At 67.2% G+C, this 22,063-nt stretch carries 16 protein-coding genes; 14 read left to right on the top strand and 2 right to left on the bottom strand.

All coding sequences use genetic code 11. From position 1 onward, the window contains the following. Positions 1–374: 374 nt before the first annotated feature. Positions 375–1,196 (bottom strand): PEP-CTERM sorting domain-containing protein, encoded by an 822-nt coding sequence (locus DSX2_RS18665; RefSeq protein ID WP_020882221.1) that lies wholly within the window; start codon positions 1,194–1,196, stop codon positions 375–377. Positions 1,197–1,585: 389 nt separating this feature from the next. After that, positions 1,586–2,617, bottom strand: coding sequence for an SDR family oxidoreductase (locus tag DSX2_RS16915; protein WP_020882220.1), 1,032 nt, complete (start codon positions 2,615–2,617; stop codon positions 1,586–1,588). A gap of 615 nt (positions 2,618–3,232) precedes the next feature. Here DSX2_RS16915 and prsT point away from each other — a divergent pair. From prsT to DSX2_RS16845, 14 genes are all read left to right on the top strand, one after another. Beyond that, positions 3,233–5,902, top strand: a complete 2,670-nt coding sequence (prsT, locus tag DSX2_RS16910; RefSeq protein ID WP_020882219.1) for an XrtA/PEP-CTERM system TPR-repeat protein PrsT — start codon at positions 3,233–3,235, stop codon at positions 5,900–5,902. Beyond that, positions 5,899–7,257: a TIGR03013 family XrtA/PEP-CTERM system glycosyltransferase gene (locus DSX2_RS16905; protein WP_020882218.1), complete on the top strand. Its 1,359-nt coding sequence runs from the start codon at positions 5,899–5,901 to the stop codon at positions 7,255–7,257. The genes prsT and DSX2_RS16905 overlap by 4 nt, the downstream gene beginning before the upstream one ends. Before the next feature lie 27 nt (positions 7,258–7,284). Next, positions 7,285–8,115: a polysaccharide biosynthesis/export family protein gene (locus tag DSX2_RS16900; RefSeq protein ID WP_020882217.1), complete on the top strand. Its 831-nt coding sequence runs from the start codon at positions 7,285–7,287 to the stop codon at positions 8,113–8,115. 24 nt (positions 8,116–8,139) lie between these two features. Next, a complete protein-coding gene (locus DSX2_RS16895) occupies positions 8,140–9,591 on the top strand; it encodes an XrtA system polysaccharide chain length determinant (RefSeq protein WP_020882216.1) in 1,452 nt (483 codons plus the stop codon). A gap of 50 nt (positions 9,592–9,641) precedes the next feature. Then, entirely contained in the window at positions 9,642–10,454 is an 813-nt protein-coding gene (locus DSX2_RS16890) for an XrtA-associated tyrosine autokinase (RefSeq protein ID WP_020882215.1), read from the top strand. Between the two features lie 19 nt (positions 10,455–10,473). Further along, on the top strand, positions 10,474–11,691 hold the full coding sequence (locus DSX2_RS16885; RefSeq protein WP_020882214.1) for an XrtA/PEP-CTERM system-associated ATPase: 1,218 nt from the start codon (positions 10,474–10,476) through the stop codon (positions 11,689–11,691). Positions 11,692–11,803: 112 nt separating this feature from the next. Continuing rightward, positions 11,804–13,033, top strand: a complete 1,230-nt coding sequence (locus DSX2_RS16880) for a TIGR03016 family PEP-CTERM system-associated outer membrane protein (RefSeq protein ID WP_020882213.1) — start codon at positions 11,804–11,806, stop codon at positions 13,031–13,033. Between the two features lie 120 nt (positions 13,034–13,153). Beyond that, complete coding sequence (locus DSX2_RS16875; RefSeq protein ID WP_020882212.1) at positions 13,154–14,059, top strand: XrtA system polysaccharide deacetylase; 906 nt, start codon at positions 13,154–13,156, stop codon at positions 14,057–14,059. Beyond that, positions 14,059–15,516, top strand: coding sequence for a phenylacetate--CoA ligase family protein (locus tag DSX2_RS16870; RefSeq protein ID WP_020882211.1), 1,458 nt, complete (start codon positions 14,059–14,061; stop codon positions 15,514–15,516). The genes DSX2_RS16875 and DSX2_RS16870 overlap by 1 nt, the downstream gene beginning before the upstream one ends. Further along, on the top strand, positions 15,513–16,682 hold the full coding sequence (locus DSX2_RS16865; protein WP_020882210.1) for a glycosyltransferase: 1,170 nt from the start codon (positions 15,513–15,515) through the stop codon (positions 16,680–16,682). Before DSX2_RS16870 ends, DSX2_RS16865 begins: the two co-directional genes overlap by 4 nt. An 80-nt stretch (positions 16,683–16,762) precedes the next feature. Next, entirely contained in the window at positions 16,763–17,917 is a 1,155-nt protein-coding gene (locus DSX2_RS16860) for a glycosyltransferase (RefSeq protein WP_152513002.1), read from the top strand. A 13-nt stretch (positions 17,918–17,930) separates the two neighbouring features. Continuing rightward, positions 17,931–19,124 carry a glycosyltransferase family 2 protein gene (locus tag DSX2_RS16855; RefSeq protein WP_020882208.1) on the top strand — a complete coding sequence of 398 codons (1,194 nt, stop codon included), beginning with the start codon at positions 17,931–17,933 and terminating at the stop codon, positions 19,122–19,124. Positions 19,125–19,132: 8 nt separating this feature from the next. Further along, the gene (locus tag DSX2_RS16850) at positions 19,133–20,278 is read left to right on the top strand and encodes a glycosyltransferase (RefSeq protein WP_236615139.1); all 1,146 of its coding nucleotides are present in this window, start codon (positions 19,133–19,135) and stop codon (positions 20,276–20,278) included. Continuing rightward, positions 20,278–22,062, top strand: coding sequence for a TIGR03790 family protein (locus DSX2_RS16845; RefSeq protein ID WP_020882206.1), 1,785 nt, complete (start codon positions 20,278–20,280; stop codon positions 22,060–22,062). The genes DSX2_RS16850 and DSX2_RS16845 overlap by 1 nt, the downstream gene beginning before the upstream one ends. Position 22,063 lies beyond the last annotated feature (1 nt).

Genomic DNA, 22,063 nt, shown 5'->3' with positions numbered 1-22,063 from the left:
CACTTTGCCGGTCTTGCGGGGCGGTCGGACGGATCTTCATGCCGTCCGCCCTCCGTGCGCCTCGAGTGTACGGAGGGCGGTCCCCGCTTTCCTTCCCGGGCGCCCGCGGCGCTGCCGGGAGAGGAGCCGGATCGGGGGACTCCCAAGCCCCCGCGCCTTCCCCTGAAAGGGCCCGGGATGCGGCCTGGGGGCGAGGTCGGGCACAAGGGCTGGATGTTTCGGAGGCGGCAGCGGGGGACGCGAGGCGGCCGTTGCCGGGCGCGGGCGTGGGCCGGACGGAAGTCGGGAACAGCGCGAAAACAAAGAGGGGAGGAGAGATTTCTCTCTCCTCCCCTCTCGTATAGGGGGGAACGCCTGGTCGTCTTTTTCGGGCTCTAGGCGGCCGAGGGCATGCGGCGGCCGCGGGTGCAGGCCAGGCCGAGCATGCCTGCGCCCAGAAGGATCAGGCTGACGGGCTCGGGCGTGGCGATGACCGCGGGGTCGTCGGCCACGTAGGCCCAGACCGAGGGGAACTCGTCGGAGTTGGTGTAGATCTTGGCCTGTCCGTACATGCTCACGTCCAGGTCGTAGAGGGTCTCGATGGGATCGTTGACGTCCACGAGGCCCGTGAGCGCGCCGTCCACCAGGTTGATGCCGAAGTAGGAGGTGCCGATGAAGCCCTCGAGGCCGGTCGGGTCGATGGAGGCGTTGCTCCACCAGTAACCGTCCGTGATGGACATGGAGGCCCACAGGGTGCCGTCCGTGGCGGTGCTGACGCCGTCGACCACGCTGGACAGGTCGAGGGTGGTGCCGTCGTCGGCGTACCACTGCAGGACCACGCCCGCGGCCAGGTCCGCCGCGGAGAGGACGCCGTTGGGATCGTAGGAGGACACGCCGAAGATGAGGGTGTTGGTGGCGGTGTCGATGCCGACCACTTCATAGACGAAGTAGGCGGTCAGGGTGTCGTAGGTCGGGCCCACGTCGTCTGAGTTCCAGACCACCGTGCCCTCGTTGGAGATGGCCTGGGCCCGGGCGACGCCGTAGAAGATGGTGCCGACCTGGATGGTGTTGTCTTCGGCCAGGTTGGTCACGTTCTCCCACGCCTTGAACTCGATCAGGTTGGTCCCGCTGCCGAGTATGGGGTAGGCGAACGCGCTCCCGGCCAGGAGCAGCAGGGCCGCGATGCTGAAAGGCAGAAGCTTGATGATGCGGTTCATGGTTTTCCTCCTCAAAAGAAAGTGACGGGTGTGTTCAGGCTGCCTGTCGCGCTTTCTTGTGCAGGTGGTGTTCCCTTTTCTATCAGTCTTTAATCGTACGCTTTTTTTGATTGTCGGTGGCAACCGTGTAAGGGGATGCGACAGATCCTGGGGATTCATCGGCCGATTTCTGTAAAGGGCAATTCAAGTCATATCGAATGGATGGAGAGAGAAACCGTGTTTTCTGAGGGGCAGGGAGAGGGGAGCGGAGAGTCGCTTGGTGGCAAAACGAAGCCGCCCAGGCGGGGCCGGGGCGGCTTGAAACCCGGCAAAACCGGGCAAAACAGGTCGGATCGGGTCGGGTTGCGTCAAGTTCCGTCAGCGAAGCGCGGCCCTGCTTGGGCGCGGCCTTAGCCGAGCGAGCGGATGTACCACTCCGCCGCCATGTGCAGGCCGTCGCGCACCGAGTAGACGGGCTCGTAGCCGAGCAGCGAGCGGGCCTTGCCGATGTCCGCCAGGGAGTGGCGCACGTCGCCCGGGCGTTCGGAGCGGTATTCGGCGTCCACGGACAGCGCCTCGGGCCTGACCTTGCCCACGAGGTCGCGGATCATGACGAAGAGCTCGTTGAGCGAGGTGCGTTCACCGAAGGCCACGTTGTAGACCTGTCCCCTGGCCTCGGGCGCCTCGCAGCAGGCGGCCATGATGTTGGCCTGCACCGCGTTGTCCACGAAGCAGAAGTCGCGGCTGGTCAGGCCGTCGCCGAAGATCATGGGCTGGGTGCCGGAGAGCAGCGCCGCGAACCAGCGCGGGATGACCGCGGCGTAGGCGCCCTCCGGATCCTGGCGGGGGCCGAAGATGTTGAAGTAGCGAAGGCCGACGCTCAGAAAGCCGTAGCACTTGCCGAAGACGTCGGCGTAGAGCTCGTTGACCAGCTTGGTCACGGCGTAGGGGGAGAGCGGGCTGCCGATCTTGTCCTCGACCTTGGGCAGGCCCGGATGGTCGCCGTAGGTCGAGCTCGAGGCCGCGTAGACGAAGCTCTTCACCCCGGCCTCGCGCGAGGCCACGAGCATGTTCAGGAAGCCGTCCACGTTGTTCGCGTTGGTCATGGCCGGGTCCTCGATGGAGCGCGGCACGCTGCCGAGCGCGGCCTGGTGCAGCACGCAGTCCACGCCCTCGAGCGCGGCGGCGCAGTCCCCGGGCTCGCGGATGTCGCCGCGTATCATATTGAAGCGCGCCCACTGCCCGGGCTCCACCAGGCCCTGCACCTCGTCCAGGTTCTCCTGGTGTCCGGTGGAGAAGTTGTCCAGGCCGACCACTTCCTGATCCAGCTTGAGCAGCCCCTCGACGAGGTTCGAGCCGATGAAGCCGGCCGCGCCGGTCACCAGCCACCGTCCGGGGCGGTCGGGAAATTTGCGCTGCACGGCCGTCCGAATCTTGTCCATGTCGATGTGTTCCCCTTGCGTTCGTGTGTTGAGCGGATGGCGGACCCGGACTTACAAGAACCGTGCAAGCCGCGAACTCGGCCGAAACGGCCCGAAACCGGCCTCCCGGCGGCGCCTTCTCGAAGCCGCTTCGCTGTCCCTGTATGCGTTTATACGCTCAATCGCCTGAAATCAAATCCGTTTTTTGCAATTCGCCGCGACGGTCAGGATTTTTCGCGGAGTATGCCTATCCCGGACCTGTCCGAAAAAACCGGATGCGCGGACGGGGTTTTCTGGCTCCGTCCCGGTCCTCGATTTCAATACAACATGCCATAATCAAACGAATATTCAGCTATTTTCCCGGAGTGGCACAGTCTTCGCTCAAGGAGGGATGATCCATACGGCGTCTTCAGGCGCCGGGTTTCGCGACAAGGCCTCCGGAACGAAGCCGGAAGGACGAAAAAGGCGAGGCGGGACGGCGGATGGCTCTGCCTCCTTCCCTCGGCGGAACCGGGAAAGACGGACTCGACGAACACAACGACAAGGCGATGGGCCGGAAGCGACGGCCCGGCGCAGCATGAAACCTCCCGGAACGGAAATAGGGTCCGATCCGGGAGCCGGCACCGGGGGGAATACTTGCAAAAGAAGCTCGCCATCATCCTGTCCTGCCTACTGGCGCTCCTGCTCCTCGGCTGCCAGAGCAACACCAAGGAATCCCTGAACGCGAAGGGCGAGTCCCTCTTCAAGGAAGGGAACTACAACGGCGCCATCATCCATTACAAGAACGCCCTCGAGAAAGACCCCAACTACGTGGACGCCAGGTTCAACCTGGGGCTCGCCTACATCGAGACGAAGAAGCTCGACCAGGCCGAGCGGGAGTTCCAGAAGGTCCTGCTCCTGAACCCCTATGACAAGCGGGTGAACCTCGAGCTCGGACGCATCGCCAACCTGCAGAACAAGCCGGACAAGGCGGTCCCGCTCCTCGAGAAGTATCAGGCCGACAATCCCAAGGACGCGGCGGTCTACGAGCAGCTCGCCTTTTCAGCGGCGCTGCGCCGCGACTTCGCGCAGTCCAGGAAGTACCTGGAGCAGTCCCTGGCCCTCGAGCCCGGCCGCATCTCGGCCCAGCTCGGCCTGGTTCGGACGCTCATGGACATGCAGGACTTCGCCGCCGCGCGCGCCGAGGTGGACTCCATCCTGAAGAAGGATCCCAAGGACCACCCCGCGCTGCACGCCCTGGCGCAGCTGCAGGCCGTCGACCACGACAACGAGGGGATGCTGGCCACCTACACGAAGATCGCGGGCCTCTACCCGAACGATCTCCTGGCACGCTACAAGGCGGGCGCTCTCCTCGTCGACAAGGGCGAGCTCGAGAAGGTCAAGGCCATGGCCGACTCCATGCTCAAGGACTACCCGAACAAGGCCGAGGGCTACAAGCTGCGCGGCCTGCTCCTGTACAAGGAGAAGAACTACCACGACGCCATCCTGCCCTTCCAGAGGGCCATCCAGCTGCAGCCCGACCTCGAGAGCTACTACCTGCTCGGCCTGTGCTACTACCAGACCGGCAGCCTGGAGCTGGCGGTGAGCCAGTTGCAGACGGTGGTCGACTACAATCCTTCCTTCCTGCCCGCGCACATGGTTCTGGGCGATATCTTCCTGCGCCAGCGCCGCGCGCCCGAGGCCCTGGCCCAGGCCCAGGCCGTGCAACGCCTGAACCCCCAGGACCCGGGCGGCTACGCCATGCAGGCCGACGCCCTGCTCATGCAGGGCAAGGCCGATGAGGCCCTGGCCGGATACGACAAGGCGTCGTCTCTCGCGCCGAAGCACTATGGGCTGCTGCTCAAGAAGGGCCTCCTGCGCCTGGCCATGGGCAAGCCCGAAGGCGAGCAGGATCTGAAGAATGCGCTCGAGGCCGGTCCTCCGGCCATCGACGCCAGGCTGGCGCTGCATGCCCTCTACCAGCGCACCGGGCGCGATGCCGAGGCCAAGAAGGTCCTGTCCGATGGGCTCACCGGCACGAAGACCGACGCCGTGATCTACAACGCCCTGGCCCGCGACGCGGTCGAGAAGCGCGACTTCGCGGCCTGCGACGACTACATCGCCAAGGCCAAGCAGGCCGACCCCGGCTTCCTGAAGACCTACTTCAACGCCGCCGCCTACAGGCTGGCGCGCAACAAGCCCGACCAGGCCGTGGCCGAGTACGACCAGGCCCTGGCGCAGGATCCGAACAACGTCGCCGCCCTCATCGGGCAGGCCGCGGTGCTCGACATTCAGGGCAAGCAGGCCGAGGTGCTGGCCGACCTGGAGAAGGCCAAGGCCACCGGCGACCCGCGCGCCTATATCATCCTGGCGCGCTACTACCAGAAGATGAAGCAGGACGACAAAGTCATGGCCGTGCTCGACGAGGGCATGACCAAGCATCCGGACGACCTGAACCTGGTGCAGACCAAGGCGGGCATCCTGATGGCCAAGGGCGAGACGAACAAGGCCATGGCGCTCTACAGCCAGCTCGAGAACGTCAATCCCTGGGCCGGCACCTTGGCCAAGATCAGGGCCTGGGCCTCGGCGCGGGACTTCACCAAGGCCGAGCTGGCCGCGGAGAAGCTCATCAGCATGAGCCCCAACCAGCCCGGCTCCTATCTGCCGCTGGCGAGCATCAAGGAGGCCCAGGGCGACATCGACGGCGCGGCCAAGGTCCTCGACCAGGCCGCCGGGGTCTCTCCGGACAACCTCGAGGTGCTCATCACCAAGGGCGAGATGTTCCAGCGCGCCGGCAAGCCGGACCAGGCAATGCCCGTCTTCGAGGCCGTGCTGCAGCGGGATCCGGAGAACGCCTCGGCCCTGACCGGCAAGGGCATGATCCTGCAGATGCACGGCAAGAGGGACGAGGCCATCGCCGCCTACCGCATGGCCGTCGAGTCCCGCCGCGACTTCACCCCGGCCCTGAACAACCTGGCCATGCTCTACGTGGAGCAGGAGAAGACCAGGGTCCAGGCCCTGAACCTGGCCATGGCCGCCTTCGTCAGCTCGAGCAGCGACCCGCGCGTCATCGACACGCTGGGCTACGTGCTCCTGCGCAACAACCGCGCGGCCGAGGCGCAGCGGGTGCTCGACCGCGCCCTGGCCATCGAGCCGAACAATCCCTCGATCATCTACCACATGGCCATGGCCAACGCCGCCCTGGGCAAGAAGCAGGAAGCCCTGGCCCAGCTCCAGACCGCGGTGGCCGCCAACGATTTCCCCGAAAAGGGCAATGCCCAGCAGCTGATGAAGACGCTGCAGCAGAATGCGGAGGTCAAGCAATGAGAGGCATGATCCTGAAGACCCTGGCCAACGACATCCTGTGGGCCCTGCTCGCGCTGGCGGCCGCCGTTGCGGCCCTGACGCCGACCATCAACGACGTGCTTGGCAGGGAAGTCTTCTACGGCAAGACCGGCGGGTTCCTGCTCATCGCGGTGCTTCCCTCCGTGCTCGTCGGCGGCATCCTGTCCACGGGGCGCATGGAGAAGTTCCTGCACGCCCTGCTCGGCGTCCTCGTGGCCGGGGGCCTCTCGCTCCTGACCATGTACGCCATGGACTCGGCCCAGAACCTGACCCGCGACGACCATCGCATGATCCTGCTCGGGCTCGGCTTCTTCGCCCTGCTGAAGATCGGCGAGTTCCTCTTCCGCAGGTTCCGCCACGCCATTCCGGGCATGGTGGACCGTGTCCTTGTGGTCGGCAACGGTCCCCTGGCCGAGCAGATGGGCAGCCTCATCGCGGCCAGCGGCGGCCGCTACGTCTTCCTGGGCCGCGTGGACTGCCCGGGCAAGCCGGACGAGGCCGCGGCCGAGGGCTGCGAGAACCGCGCGGGCCGCTTCCTGCGCGTGGCCCAGAACTTCATGGCCGACAAGCTCGTGGTCTCCCTGGCCGAGCGGCGCGGCGTCTTCCCGGTCCAGGAGATGCTGTCCTGCAAGCTCTCGGGCATCGAGGTCATGGACGCCCCGTCCTTCTACGAGCAGGTCACCGAGAAGCTGCTCATCGAGAACATCACGCCGAGCTGGTTCATCTTCAGCCACGGCTTCAAGGTCACCTCGGTGCTGCGCGGCCTCAAGCGCCTCTCGGACATCGTCCTGTCCCTGGTCGGTTGCGTCATCGCGCTGCCCATCGTGCCCTTCGTCATCCTGGCCATCAAGCTCGACTCGCCCGGCCCCATCCTCTTCCGCCAGGTGCGCGTGGGACAGAGCGACCGGCCCTTCACCCTGAACAAGTTCAGGACCATGCGCCAGGACGCCGAGGCCAAGACCGGAGCCGTCTGGTCCCAGGTCGACGACCCGCGCATCACCAAGGTCGGCCGCTTTCTGCGCAAGTCCCGGCTGGACGAGATCCCCCAGCTCTACAACATCCTGGTCGGCGACATGAGCCTCGTGGGCCCGCGTCCCGAGCGTCCCGAGTTCGTGGCCAAGCTCAAGGAGCGCATCCCCTACTACTCGGAGCGCCACTACGTGAAGCCGGGCCTCACCGGCTGGGCCCAGGTCTGCTACCCGTACGGCTCCTCGGTCGAGGACGCCATCGAGAAGCTGCGCTACGACCTCTACTACATCAAGAACATCTCTTTCACGCTCGACATCAGGATCATCCTGCGCACCGTGGGCGTGGTCCTGTTCGGCAAGGGCCGCTAGTCTTTCAATCCAAGGGGAGGAACAGTCATGTTGCGTTGGAGAAACATCTTTTTCATCTACCTCTGCACCGCGGCCCTGCTGGCCGCGGCGGTTCTCGCATCGAGCCCGGCCATGGCCGAGGGGGACTACGTCATCGGTGCCGGCGACAACGTCTCCGTCGCGGTCTGGGGCGAGGACAACCTGAATTCCACCGCCCTGGTCCGTCCGGACGGCAAGATCACGGTGCCCGGCATCGGCGACGTGGTGGCCCAGGGCAAGACCTCGGTCGAGCTGCAGAAGGACATCACCCAGAAGCTGTCCAAGCTGATCAAGGACCCCATCGTCACCGTGACCCTGGTGAACGTGGTCAACAGCAAGGCCTACATCGTGGGCGGCGGCGTGAAGTCCGGGGTCTACAACCTGCAGACCCAGACCTCGCTCCTGCAGCTCCTGGCCGCGGTGGACCTGTCCACGGCCGACCTGCACAAGGCGCACGTCATCCGCGAGGGCAAGCACCTCGACGTGGACTTCTACAAGCTCTACCACGACGGGGACATCAGCCAGGACATCACCCTGGAGAACAACGACATCGTCTTCTTTCCGGCCATGACCGAACCCTACGTCTACGTGCTCGGCGCGGTGAACAACCCGCACGCCGTGCCGTACCGCGAGGGGCTGACCGTGCTCGACGCCATCCTCGCCTGCGGCGGCTTCAACAAGTTCGCCGACCGCGACTCCACCGTCATCGTGCGGCGCAATGGGGAAAAGGAAACCAAGATCACGGTCAAGGCCAAGAAGTTGCTCGACGGCAAGGACCTGACCCAGAACGTGGTCCTGGAGCAGGGCGACTACCTCATCGCCAACGAGAGCTTCTTCTAGCCCGCCGCGCCGGAGGGGAACGACATGAATTCCGCATCACTCGGTTCATTCGAGCACTACCTGAGGCTCGTGGCGCTCAGGAAACGCCTCTTCGTCACCGTGGCCCTGGCCGTGATGACCCTGGCCGTGGTCGTCAGCTACTCCCTGCCCAAGGTCTACGAGGCGCGCTCCACGGTCTTCATCGAGCAGAGCGTGATCAACGACCTCGTGCGCGGCATCGCCGTGACCCCGTCCATGGAGGCCAAGATCAAGGTCCTGAGCGTCTCCATGCTCAGCCGCACGATGCTGCTCAAGGTCCTGCGGCTCCTGGATAAGGACGTGGCCTTCCAGAACGACGCGGACCGCGAGGACTACATCAAGGACCTGCGCAGCCGCATCGGCATCACCCTGGACGAGAAACGAGGAGTCTTTTTCATCTCGTTCAGGGACCAGGACCCGGCCTACGCCCGAGACCTGGTGAACACCCTGACCCAGGCCTACATCGAGCAGAGCACGTCGTCCAAGCGCGAGGAATCGCTCGAGGCCACCAAGTTCCTCGGCGAGCAGATCAAGACCTTCAAGCGGCGCATCGACGAGGCCCAGGCCAACATCGACAAGTACAAGGCCGACCACATGCAGCTGCTCTCCGTGGACGAGGGGCTTTTGCGCCACGAGATCGACCAGGCCGAGAACGAACTCGACTCCATCCGGCTGCAGCAGATGAAGCTCGAGGCCCAGGTCAACATCGCGCAGGGCCGCTCGCCCAAGCAGCAGCGGCTGGCGCAGATGCAGAACCAGCTCTCGGCCATGCTCTCCACCTACACGGAGGACCATCCGAGCGTCATCCGGCTGCGCAACGAGATCGCGGCCTACAAGAAGAGCGGCGGCGGCGGTGGGGGCGGCGGCGGCGACGATCTGCCGCTGCTGCGCGTGCAGATCGAGGCCAACAAGCAGCTCGAGGCCAAGCAGCAGGCGATCATCGACAAGGATCGGGAGATGCTGCACGAGATCCCCCAGACGCGCACCGAGCTGAACGATCTCCTGTCCAAGAAGGAGAACGAGTCGGTCATCTACAACCAGCTCGTCAGCCGCTACGGCCAGTCCGAGGTCTCCAAGCAGATGGAGATCGAGAACAAGGCCGCCACCTTCCGCATCCTCGACCCGGCCATCACGCCCAAGATCCCGGTCAGCCCGAAACGGCTGCAGATCATCCTCGGCGGTGTGGGAGGCGGTCTCGCCCTGGCCTTCGGGCTCCTGGTGCTCCTCGACAAGCTGAAGGGCTCCGTGAACGCCACGGATGAGCTCAAGCGCCTGAAGATCAAGGTCCTGGCCATCATCCCGGCCATGCCCAAGCCCGAGGAAGAGGCCCGGCAGCGCCGCGCGGACCGTAGGTTCCTGGTGGCCGCGGGAGCCTACTTCTCCGTGGTCGTCGGCATCGCGGTCATGGAGGCCCTGCACGTGCCTCTCATGGAAAAGGTCATGGGCAGGTTCTTCTGAGCGCCTCCCAGCAATCCACCTCTTAAAGTAGGCATGAAACGGAGCACTGCATGAGCAGGATCGAGGAAGCCCTGAGCAAGGCCGCGGGCATGAAGCCGGCCGTGGACGGCCCCCGGCCCTCGCAGGCGAAGAGCGTCGCGGCGTCGAAATGCTGCCCGATGCCAGAAACGCCCGAGATGAACAAGGTCAGCGTGCGCGAGTCCACCCTGGTCTCGATCTTCGAGCCGCAGTCCCCTGCGGCCGAGGAATACCGCAAGCTGAAGGAATCGCTGGTCAAGCTGACGCGCAAGGACCGCTTCAACAACCTCATCATGGTCACCAGCGCGACCATGGGCGAGGGCAAGACCATGACGGCCATCAACCTGGCCGTGAGCCTGGCCCAGGAGTACGACCACACCGTGCTCCTCGTGGACGCGGACTTCAGGCGGCCCACGTGCCACCTCTACCTCGGCCTCGAGCCCGAGGTCGGCCTCTCCGACTGCCTCCTTGAGGGGCGCGACATCGGCGAGGCGCTGGTCAAGACGGGCATCGGCAAGCTGGCGCTGCTCCCCGCCGGGAGCAAGGTGTCCAACCCGGCCGAGCTCTTCTCCTCCCAGGCCATGAAGAACATCTTCACGGAGATGAAGGGCCGCTACGCGGACCGCTACGTGATCATCGACACCCCGCCCGTGCTGCCCTTCGCGGAGACGCGCAGCCTGGCGAGCATCGCGGACGGCGTGATCCTCGTGGTGCGCGAGGGCGGCCCCTCCCTGGACGAGGTCGAGACCGCGGTGGGCGCGCTCGAGCGCAAGGTGCTGGGCGTGGTCTACAACGCTGCCAAGTCGCCGCCCCTCCACAGCGGCTACTACTACTACAACCGGTAACCGGTAGGCGGGGAACGTCTTGTACACCAGCTTCTTCGGACTTCGGGAGAAACCGTTCGACCTCTTGCCGAACCCGGATTTCCTCTTCCCGAGCCAGGCCCACAAGCGGGCGCTGACCTACCTCTCCCACGGCATCAGGGAACGGGTCGGGTTCATCCTGCTGACCGGCGAGGTCGGGTCGGGCAAGACCACCATCATCCGGAACCTCATCCGCAAGCAGCTGCAGAACATCTCCATTTCCAAGGTCTTCAACACCAAGGTCGACTCGCACCAGCTGCTGGCCATGATCAACGACGACTTCGGCCTGCCCACCGAGGGCAAGGACAAGGTCACGCTCATCAGGGAGCTGAACGAGTACCTCATCGGGCAGTATGCCACGGGCAAGATGGCCACGCTGATCATCGACGAGGCGCAGAACCTCTCCCAGGACCTCCTCGAGGAGATCCGCATGCTCTCGAACCTCGAGACGGATCGGGAGAAGCTCCTGCAGATCATCCTCGTGGGCCAGCCGGAGCTGCGCAAGACCCTGTCGTCCCCGGCGCTCCTGCAGCTGCGCCAGCGCATCCAGATCAACTGCCACATCCATCCCCTGTCTCCGGCCGAGGTCGAGGAATACATCCTCTACCGCCTGGAAAAGGCCGGAAACAAGGAGGCCCTGAACTTCGAGCCGGGGAGCATGGACGCGATCCACACCTACACCCGGGGCGTGCCGCGGCTGATCAACATCCTGTGCGACTACATCCTGCTCGACGCCTTCGCCTCCCAGAGCACCAAGGTGACACCGCAGACGATCAACGAACTGGCCCAGGACCTCTCCTTCGATTCCCAGTACTGGGAGTCGACTTCCCCGGAAGGGGCGGCGCCCGCGAACGGAGAGGCGAACGTGGCGGAGGACGGCGCAGGAGCGCAGACGGACCCCGTGGCCGCCACCACGCAGGCAGTGCGCACCGCGAGCAAGCTGAACGCGCTCGTGCGTGATCTATCGCAACGCGTCTCCTCCCTCGAGGCGACGCAGTACGGCGAGCCTGAGTCAGTTCTGGAAGTGCGGCAGCGGTTGGATGAGATCGAGAAGAACATGGACGCCAAGCTGCGCGCCGTATGGATGGCGTTGCAGAAGATCCGCACGGAGCTCAATGCGCCGCGCATGACGCAGACGCAATTTGTTCCCGATCCGCCAGAGATAAAAAAATCACCTGGAACCATGCGTCTTATTTGGAATTTTTTGTGGGGTGAGTAGATGAGCCTCTGGTCATGCGACACGCGGGGGTTTTCAGCCGCCGCAAGCTCGGGTACATACCGGGGCAGCACATGCATTGTTGTATGCCCCGTTAAACCCACGAGACCGCCGCATGAAAAAATATCTGCTGACCTTGATGCTGCTGCTGATCTGTGCGCCTGCGTTCGCGGAGACGACGTACCGGGCCTCCGTATCGGTGGGCGAGGAGTACAACGACAACGTCAACCAGTCACATAATCCCACAGGTGACTTCGTCACCGTGGTCAAGCCTTCGGTCGGCTTCAGATACCAGGGACCGAAACTGCTCTTTGAAAGCGACTATAGCGGAACGTACAACTGGTACGCCAAGGCGACGCGCGACACCGAGGCCATTCACAACTTCGGCGGGCACGGTCTGCTCGATGTCTGGAACGAGTTCTTCTACCTCGATGCGGCCGACAAGTATCAGAACGTGTACCGGGATTCGACCCGGGGCAACGTGGTGGAAGGAGACCAGTCCACCACCGTGAACCAGGTCGCCCAGAACACGTTCACCCTCTCGCCCTACATCCAGCCGAGGTTCGGCGACCGCACCACGGCCATGGTCGGCTACCGCTACACGGACATCGCCTACGACTCCAGCAGCAGCGTGGACAAGCAGAGCCACACGGGCTTCACGGACTGGACCTACGAGATGTCGCAGCTCACCAGCCTGCTCGCGGGCTACTCCTACACCGAGGAGCAGGCCGGCTCCGGGGGCAGCAACGGCTACCAGCGGCAGATGGGCTACGTGGGCGCGCAGTACCAGTACACCGAGGACGGCATGATCTACGCCAAGGTCGGCCCCAGCTCCACGCACTACGACCAGACGGGCGAGACCAAGACCACGCCGTTCTGGGACGCGGGGATCACGCAGGGGTTCGGCTCGGTGACCGTGAGCCTGACGTCGTCGCTCAGCTACACGGACGATCCGAACTCCAACGACTCGTACCAGCACATCAGCAACAAGCTGACCATTTCCAAGGAGTTCGAGCGGACCACGGTGAGCGTCTTCGGCGGGCTGGACCAGTACGAGAGCGGATTGAACGGCTCGACCACGAACCGGAGCTCGGTGGGCGCCAGCATCTCGCACCAGCTGACGCAGCGGCTCAGCGCGAACGCGAACATTTTGTACGAACTGCAGGATGCAAGCGCCTCCAACGATACCAACCGCTGGTATGGAGGCGCGGGACTCAGATACGACATGGGGGAGGGATACGCGGCGGAACTCTGGTACAGGGCCAAGGAATCGTTCACCAACGGATCGACGGGCGACAACTACACCGTGAATCGGTTCGGCTTGCAGCTCAGCAAGCAGTTCTGATGACGAAGGTGGAGCCGCAGACGAGAGCCTAGGAGGAACGAAGCCGAAACCCGGTCCAAACGAGAACGCCGCGTCCTGTTTTCGGGTACAGCAGAGCGAGCGAGCTCGTTGGAGTGGGTCATGATCAACGCCTTGACCATTGATGTGGAAGACTACTTCCACGTGACGGCATTCGAGAAGATCGTCAGCCGCAGGGACTGGGACATTTACCCCCTGCGCGTGGGCGACAACACGAGGCGGGTCCTCGATCTCCTCGACGAGCATTCCCTTTCCGCCACATTCTTCGTGCTCGGCTGGGTCGCCGAGCGCGATCCGGCCCTGGTCCGCGAGATCGCACGGCGCGGGCACGAGATCTCCTGCCACGGATACGGCCACGAACTGGTCTACGCCATCGGCCCGGACGCCTTCCGCGAGGACGTGTCCCACGCCAAGAAGCTGCTCGAGGACCTCGTGGGGCAGCCGGTCCTCGGCTACCGCGCCCCGAGCTATTCCATCACCGCGGATTCCATGTGGGCCCTGGACATCCTCCAGGAGCTCGGCTTCTCCTACGATTCGAGCATCTTTCCGATCCGCCACGACATCTACGGCGTCCCCGGCGGGGAGCGCTTCCCCCATCGCATCAGCCGCAACGGGGGCTCGATCCTCGAGTTCCCTCTCTCCACGCTGAACCTGAGGGCCATGGGCAGGACCTTCACCGTGCCCATCGCGGGCGGCGGATACCTGCGGCTCCTGCCCGCCTTCGTGGTGCGCGGCGGCATCCGCCGCATCAACACCCAGGAGAAGCAGCCCGCGGTGCTCTACTTCCACCCCTGGGAGCTGGACCCGGAGCAGCCGCGCATCAAGGCCGGCCTGCGCTCCACCTTCCGCCACTACCTGAACCTCGACGGCACCGAGGACAAGCTGCGCACGCTCTTCTCGGACCTGCCCTTCGGGACCATGCGCGAGACCCTTTCCTGCTTCGCCGCGCCGGACGTGGACATCCCGCCGCACTGCTCGGCCGACGAGAAGACCGTGGGGGCCGCCTGATGCGCGGCGCACGGCCGGGACCCGAGGCCACGGCCTTCCCCGACGGGACCAACGCCGGGGGGCTCTACGCGCCCGTGGTGCGCGCCGCGGTGGCCCCGCTGTGGGCCGCCTGGGAGAAGAGCCCCTACCTGCGCCACCTGGCGCGCTTCAAGCGCACGCAGCACAGGCCGCTTTCCGAGGTGCGCGCGGACCAGTTCGCGCGCCTGAAGATCCTGCTCGACCACGCCTACAGCCACACCCGCTTCTACCGCGAGCGCATGGACGCGGCCGGGCTCAGGCCAGGCGACGTGCGCGGCTGGGAGGACCTCCTCCGCCTGCCCGTGCTGACCAAGGACGACATCAGGGCGCACAAGGACGGGATGGTCGCGGACGACATTCCGAAAGATCAGCTCCGCGCCAAGAAGACCTCCGGCTCCACGGGCGTCTCGCTCTCCTTCTACGTGGACGAGGACAGCATGCAGTGGAAGCGCGGCTGCGCCATGCGCCACGACGAATGGACCGGCTGGCGCCTGGGCGAGCGCGTGGGCGCGGTCTGGGGCAACCCGGAGTACAAGAAGTCCTGGCGCGGCTATCTGCGCAACTTCCTGCTCGAGCGCTTCACCTATCTCGACACGCTGCGCATGGACGACGCGGCCATGCTCGACTTCTACCGCGCCGTCCTGCGCGACAGGCCCACGCTGCTCTTCGGCCACGCCCACTCCCTCTACCTCTTCGCCCGTTTCCTGCACGAGCGGGGACTGTCCGGGGTGCGGCCCAAGGGCATCATCTCCACGGCCATGGTCCTGCACGACTTCGAGCGCGCGCTGGTGGAGGAGGTCTTCGGCTGTCCGGTGACCAACCGCTACGGCTGCGAGGAGGTGAGCCTGATCGCCTGCGAGTGCCGCGAGCACAACGGGCTTCACGTGAACATGGACACCCTGGTCGTGGAGTGCCTGTGCGACGGCAGGCCCGCCGCGCCCGGCGAGACCGGGGCCCTGGTGCTCACGGACCTGACCAACTACGGCATGCCCTTTATCCGCTATCTGGTGGGCGACACCGCGCGCATGTCCGAGCGTGCCTGCCCCTGCGGCTGCACCTACCCGCTCATCGAGTCGCTCGAGGGCCGCATCGCGGACTACGTGCGCACGCCCGAGGGCGAGTTCGTCTCCGGAATCTCGCTGACCGAGAACTTCGCCATGGTGCTCGACGGCGTGAAGCAGCTGCAGATCGTGCAGGACGCCGTGGACCATCTGCTCTTCCGCGTGGTCAGGGGAGAGGGGGAGTACGCCGGGCTCGCGCAGGACATCGCCCGCCTGGTGCGCGAGCGCTTCGGCGAGGGCATGCGCCACGACATCGAGTACGTTCCTTCCATCCAGTCCGAAAGCTCGGGCAAGTACCGCTTCTGCGTATCCAAGCTCCCGCCCGACCAGCTTTGGGGCGCGGGGGGCAGGGCGCACGCGGGCGAGGTGCGCGCGTGAGCTGGCTGCTGGCACTCCCGCTGCTCTTCCTGAGCCTGGCCGTGGCCTACCTCGTGCTCCTGGCCCTGGCCGGGCTCATGCCCCGTCGCGCCGGGCCGGGGGAACGATCCGCACCTGCCCTGCGCTTCGCCGTGGTCATCCCGGCGCACAACGAAGAGGATTCCATCGGCCCGACGCTCGAGAGCCTCGCGGCCCTGGACTATCCCGCCGCGCTTTTCGAGGTCGTTGTGGTGGCCGACAACTGCACGGACGACACCGCAGGCGCGGTTCGGCGGGTGGGCGTGCGCTGCCTCGAGCGCCGCGATCCATTGCTCCGCGGCAAGGGCTACGCCCTGCGCCATGCCTTCGACGCGCTGCTGCCCGAGGGCTTCGACGCGGTGGTCGTGGTGGACGCGGACACCGTGGTGGAGAGGAACTTCCTGCGTGCCATGGACGTCCGCCTGCAGGCCGGGCAGCGCGCGGTGCAGTCGCGCAACGCCGTGGCCAACCCGGACGACACGCCGCTGACCTTCGTGCTGGCCGTGGGCAACGCCATCGAGAACGACCTCCTCCTGCGCGGCCGCGAAGTCCTGGGCCTGCCCTCGCTCCTGCGCGGCACGGGCATGTGCCTGGCCGCGAACGTGCTCAGGGCGCACCCCTGGGAGGCCCACTCCGTGACCGAGGACACCGAGTACGCCCTGGACCTTCTGCGCGCGGGCGTGGTCACGCACTACGCGGGCGAGACCGAGGTCCGGGCCCGGGCCGCGCAGACCTTCGAGCAGGCCTCCACGCAGCGCGTGCGCTGGGCCTCGGGCAACAGCCGCCTGACGCGCATGAGCGGCTTCGCGCTCATGGCCGAGGGGCTCAGGCGCCGCGACTTCGGGCTCGCCGACATGGGCTGGTGCCTGTTCGTGCGCAGCAAGGCCATGCTCCTGCTGCTCGCCGTGCTCCTCTCGGCCCTGGCTCTGCTCTTCGGCAGCCAGGTCGCCTGGGCGCTCGGCGCCGCGGGCTGCCTGGTCCTCTACCTGCTCTCGGGCGTCGCGGCGCTCGGGCTCACGGGCCGCAGGCTTCGGCTGGCCCTGACCGCTCTCTTCTCCATCGCCTGGCTGCTCGGCATCTCGGCCCTCGGGCTCGCGCGCTCCAGGCAGTCCGAATGGGTGCGCACCAAACGGAGCGTGAACCGATGACCTCTCCCGCCACGGCTCCCGCAACCGAATTCGCCGCGTCCCATGCGCAAAGGCGCGCGCAAACGGGTGTGCAAACGGGCGTGAAGACGCTGCCGCGCGTCGCCCATCTCATCGCCACGAACTTCTACGGCGGGCCGGAGCGGCAGATCGTGGCCCACGCCCTGCGCATCGGGCAGGAGGGCTTCGCTCCGCTGGTCGTCTCCTTCACCGAGGCCGGGCGCGACAACGGCCTGCTCGTTGCGGCGAAGGCCGAGGGAGTGCCCTGCGCCGGGCTCTCGCCCCGCTCGGCCTTCCACCCCGGCGCGATCACGGAGATCGCGGACCTGCTCAGGCGCGAGGGAGTGGGGCTGCTCGTGGCGCACGGCTACAAGGCCAACATCGTGGGCCGCCTGGCCTCCAGGTTCGCCAGGATCCCCCAGATTTCCGTCTCGCGGGGCTGGACCGCCGAGAACAGCAGGATCCGCGTCTACGAGATGCTCGACCGGAAGTTCCTGCGTCTGGCCGACCACGTGGTGGCCGTGTCCGAGGGGCAGGCCCGCAAGGTCGCGGCCGCGGGCGTGCCCGGCGAGAGGCTCTCGGTCATCCACAACGGCATCGACCTCGACTCCTACCCGCCGCCGCGCAAGGGCCCGGGCACGGCGCGCGAGGGCCTCGGCATCCCGAAGGACGCGCTGCTGGTGGCCACGGCAGGCAGGCTCAGCCCCGAGAAGGACCAGGCCTCCCTCGTGGCGGCAGCGGCCCGCATCGCGGCGGAGCGTGACGACGTGTGGTTCGCGGTCTTCGGCGAGGGCTTCCTCCGTCCCGAGCTCGAGCGGGCCGTGCGCGAGGCGGGCCTCGAAGGCCGCTTCCTGCTGCCGGGATTCCGCAGCGACATGCGCGAGGTGATGCACGAGGTGGACGTCTTCACCCTGCCGTCCCTGACCGAGGGGCTGCCCAACGTGGTGCTCGAGGCCTTCGCCTGCAGGAAGCCCGTGGTGGCCACGGCCGTGGGCGGCACGCCCGAGGTGGTGCGCCACGGCGAGAACGGCCTGCTGGTCGCGGCGGGCGACGGACAGGGACTGACCCGGGCCATCCGCGCCCTGGCCGCCTCGCCCGAGGAGCGGCGGAGCATGGGCGAGCGCGGCTACGAGACCGTGCGCGCGCTCTTCAACTACGAAAGCCAGACGGCGGCCTACGGCAGGCTCTACCGCAGGATCATGCGGCCGGACGCGACTCCGGCGGGCATGGCGGGGTGACGAGGTGGCGCAGATGGCCGAAATGCTTCCCTTCATCAGCGTGGTCATGCCCGTGCGCAACGAGGCGCGCTTCATCGCCGAGACCCTGACCCAGCTCCTGGGCCAGGACTACCCGGCCAACCGCTTCGAGATCCTGGTCGTGGACGGCTTTTCCGACGACGGGACGCGGGAGACCGTCTCGCGCATCGCCTCCAGGCACCCCCAGGTGCGCCTGCTCGACAACCCCGGCCGCCTGTCCAGCGCCGGGCGCAACGTGGGCTTCCGCACCGGGCAGGGCGACATCTTCCTGGTCGTGGACGGCCACTGCCACATCCCCACGGACCGGCTCCTGCGCAACGTGGCCGCCTGCTTCGCGCACAGCGGCGCGCTCTGTTTGGGACGGCCGCAGCCCCTCGACCCCCCCGGGCTCACGCCGTTCCAGCGGACGGTTGCCCTGGCCCGGGCCTCGTGGCTCGGCCACGGCGGCGACTCGCTGATCTACAGCGACTACGAGGGGCCGGCGAGCCCGGTGAGCAACGGCGCGGCGTACCGGCGCGAGATCTTCGCCCGCGTGGGCTACGTGGACGAGGCCTTCGACGCCTGCGAGGACGTGGAGTTCAACTACCGCGTGGAGGAGGCGGGCTGCCCGACCTTCACGAGCCCGCGGCTCACCGTGCGCTACTACCCGCGCGAGAGCCTCGCGGGGCTCGTGCGCCAGATGATCCGCTACGGTCGGGGCCGGGTGCGCCTGTACCGCGCGCACCCCGAGGCCTTCGGCCTGCACGCGGCCGTGCCCGCCGTGCTCACGGGCGGCGTGGCCGCGGCCGCGGCGCTGTGGGCCGCGCGCTTCCTGGCCGGGCCGCTGCATCCCCTCTTGGCGGGGCTGCTCTGGCTGTGCACGGGCGGGGCCGCGCTCTACGGCCTCGTGGTCGCGGCCGAGTCGGCCCGCATCGGCCTCGCGCGCGCGAAGGAAGAGGGGATCTGCGCCGCCGCGCGCCACGCCCTGCGCCTGCCCGGCATCTTCGCGGCCGTGCATTTCGGCCTGGGCCTCGGCATGTGGCGCGAGCTTCTTGGGCCCGGCGGCAAGCCCGCGCGGGTGGAGAACGCCGCAGGGCCGGACGGCGGACCGGACCCCCGCCCCGAGGCCGGGGTCGCTTGCCACGGCCAGTCCGGCCGATCCGGACAGGCGGGAGAATCCGGGGCGGGCCGCGGCGGGGTGCGCGCATGAGCGGGCCCGTGCGCGTCGCCTTTCTCATCGACGAGATTTTCTCGCCCGCGGCAGGTACGGAGCGCCAGCTCCTGATGCTCATCGAGGGGCTCGACCGGCGCGAGTTCGAGCCGCACCTGTGCGTGCTCAGGAGCACGCCCTGGATCGAGCGGGAGTTCGCGCGGCGACCGGGCGCCTGCCCGCTGCACGTGCTGAACATCGCCTCCTTCTTCAGCCCCGCGGCCTGGCGCGGCGTGTGGCGCTTCTCGCGCTGGCTCAGGCAGGAGCGCATCGACGTGCTGCAGATGCATTTCCGCGACTCCGCCCTGGCCGGCGTCCCGGCCGCGGCCCTGGCCGGAACCCCCCTGGTCGTGGGCACGCGCAAGAACCAGGGCTACTGGATGAACGGCCGGGAGCGCTTCCTGCAGCGCCTCCTGAACCGCGGGGTGGACGTCTTCGTGGCCAACTCCGAGGACACCCGCGACAAGGCCGTGGCGGGCGAGGGCATCGCCCGCGAGCGCATGCGCGTCATCCACAACGGCCTGGACCTCGCGAGCCTGCCTCCGCCCACTCCGGTGCGCCGCGCCCGGGCGCGCGCGCTGCTCGGCATCCCCGAGAGGACCCTGGTCGTGGGCATGGTGGCCAACCTGCGCCCGGTGAAGCGGGTGGACGTCTTCGTGGAGGCCGCGGCGCGCGTGGCGGCCGAGAGGCCGCACACCGTGTTCGTGGTCGTGGGCGAGGGCGAGGAGCGGCCCGGGCTCGAGGCGCGGGCCGCGGCGCTCGGCCTGAACGGCAACATGCGCTTTTTGGGGCGGCGCACGGACGTGGCCGATCTCCTGCCCGGCCTGGACGTGGGCGTGCTGACCTCGGACTCCGAAAGCTTTTCCAACTCCATGCTCGAGTACATGGCCGCGGGACTGCCCGTTGCGGCCACGGCCGTGGGCGGCTGCCGCGAGGCCCTGGGCGACAGCCCGGCGGGCGTGCTGGTGGCCCCGGGCGACGCCGAGGGGCTGGCCCGCGGCGTGGGCATGCTGCTGGGCCAGGAGGGGCTGCGCCGCGAGGCCGCGGCCCGCCATCCCCGGCGCGTGGCGGAGATGTTTTCCAGGGAGCGGTACGTGGCGGACTATGCCGCCCTGTACCGGAAGAAAGACGACTCATCCGAAAGGAGGCCTTGATGCATCGATTCCTGCGGGCGACGGACTGGACGGTCGTGGCGCTCGTCTCCCTCGTTCTCGTGCTGTCCCTGTCGTCCCTTTCCTGGGCGGCCAAGGGCGGGGCCAAGGCGGACGCCAAGGCCGGGACTACGGCCGGAACACAGAAGGAGGCCGACAACGGGCCGAAGCCCACCCCGGGCAAGAGCGTCTTCGCCAGCGGCGGGGCGGAGAACGGGGACTCGGGGGCGGAGCTCCGCTGGACTTTCGACAAGGACGAGGCAACCCACCTCGGCCTTCGCGGGGTGCGCCTCTACCGCCTCGTGGACGCCGACGACACCGGCTTCCGCAAGCCGCCCGTGGTCCTGGTCAAGGACCTGGGCATGGCCACCGAATACGGCGTGGACGACCTCACCAACGGGCAGGTCTACATCTATTTCCTGCGCGCCTACAACGCGGAGGGCAAGGACATCGGCCAGGCCATGTTCCCCCTCTATCCGGGCCGCAAGGGAGGCGAGATGCCGGATGCGGTGCAGCACCTGTACACGGCCTCCGGACCCGACGCCATAAGCCTCTTCTGGGACCCCACGGACGAGATCGACGTCCTGGGCTACGAGATATCGCGCAAGGCGGAAGGGGAGTCCGAGTATACGCTCATCGCCCGGGTGCCGCGCGTCCTGCAGCCGCAGCCGGGCAAGAAGGGCCCCCCCGAGGCCGAGCTGCCGCAGCTGCGTCCCACGCTCTACCGCGACTCCACCGTGGCGCCGGGCGCGAAGTACACCTACCGCGTGCGCAGCATCAACCTGCGCAAGCAGGTCAGCCCGGACGCGGAGACCGAACCGGCGAGCACCGTGGAGTCGCGCTCCCCGCGGCCGGACGAGGTGCTGCTCCTCGTGGCCGAGGGCTCGGACGACTCCATGCGCGTGGCCCGGCACTACGCCACGGCGCGCGGGGTGCCGCAGGGCAACATCGTGGAGATCGATCTCCCGCGCAAGCTTCGCAACTTCGACTGCGAGAAGGACGTCTGCGCGCCGCTGCGCAAGATCATGCTCGAGCGGGGCATCGCGGGGCGCATCAGGGTCATCGTGCCCTGCTTCGGCATCCCGCTGGGCGACCACAAGCGCGCCCTGGACTCCATGCTCGCGGACCTCTTCGACCGCTTCACCTGGGGCCGCACCATGGGCACGCCGAGCCCGCTCTTCAACCAGGCGCACCACTATGACGGGACCTGGGGGCTCTACCTGGTGACCAGGCTCGACGGCGCGACGCCCGCGGCGGCCGAGGCCCTCACGGACAAGGCCCTGGCCGCGGAGAAGACCGTCTCCGCCTTTTCCGGGGCCGCGGCCTTCATCGAGGACAAGCAGGGCTCGCTCGGCGGCGAGATCGCCAAGCACCGCGGCGTGACCGTGCATCTCGAGCCCATAAACTACACCAAGGACCACTTCCTGCCCGACGACACCATGTGGGTCTTCATCTACGGCCATCCCTACAAGCGGCTGCTCCAGGGCAAGTGGCCCGTGGGCTCCGTGGCCGCGGTGCTCAAGTCCGATTCCATGCTCTGGCTGCGGGGCGGTCCGTACGTCTGCTGGGCCCAAGGGCTGCTGGAGGAGGGCGTGACCGCCACCTTCGGCTCCGTGGTCGAGCCCTACGTGCAGGGCTTCACCAACGGTCCCGTCTTCTTCGACCGCTTCTGGGGCGGCGAATTCACCTTCGCGGAATCCTTCGCCATGGCCACGCCCACGGTGCGCTGGGCCATGTGCGCGGTGGGCGATCCGCTCTACAAACTGCGCCCGCCAGTGAGGCAATGAT

Source organism: Desulfovibrio sp. X2, assembly GCF_000422205.1.
Lineage (GTDB): Bacteria > Desulfobacterota > Desulfovibrionia > Desulfovibrionales > Desulfovibrionaceae > Alkalidesulfovibrio.
Note: the sequence above shows the minus strand (reverse complement) of the source record. Positions and strands in the feature narration are given on the sequence as shown.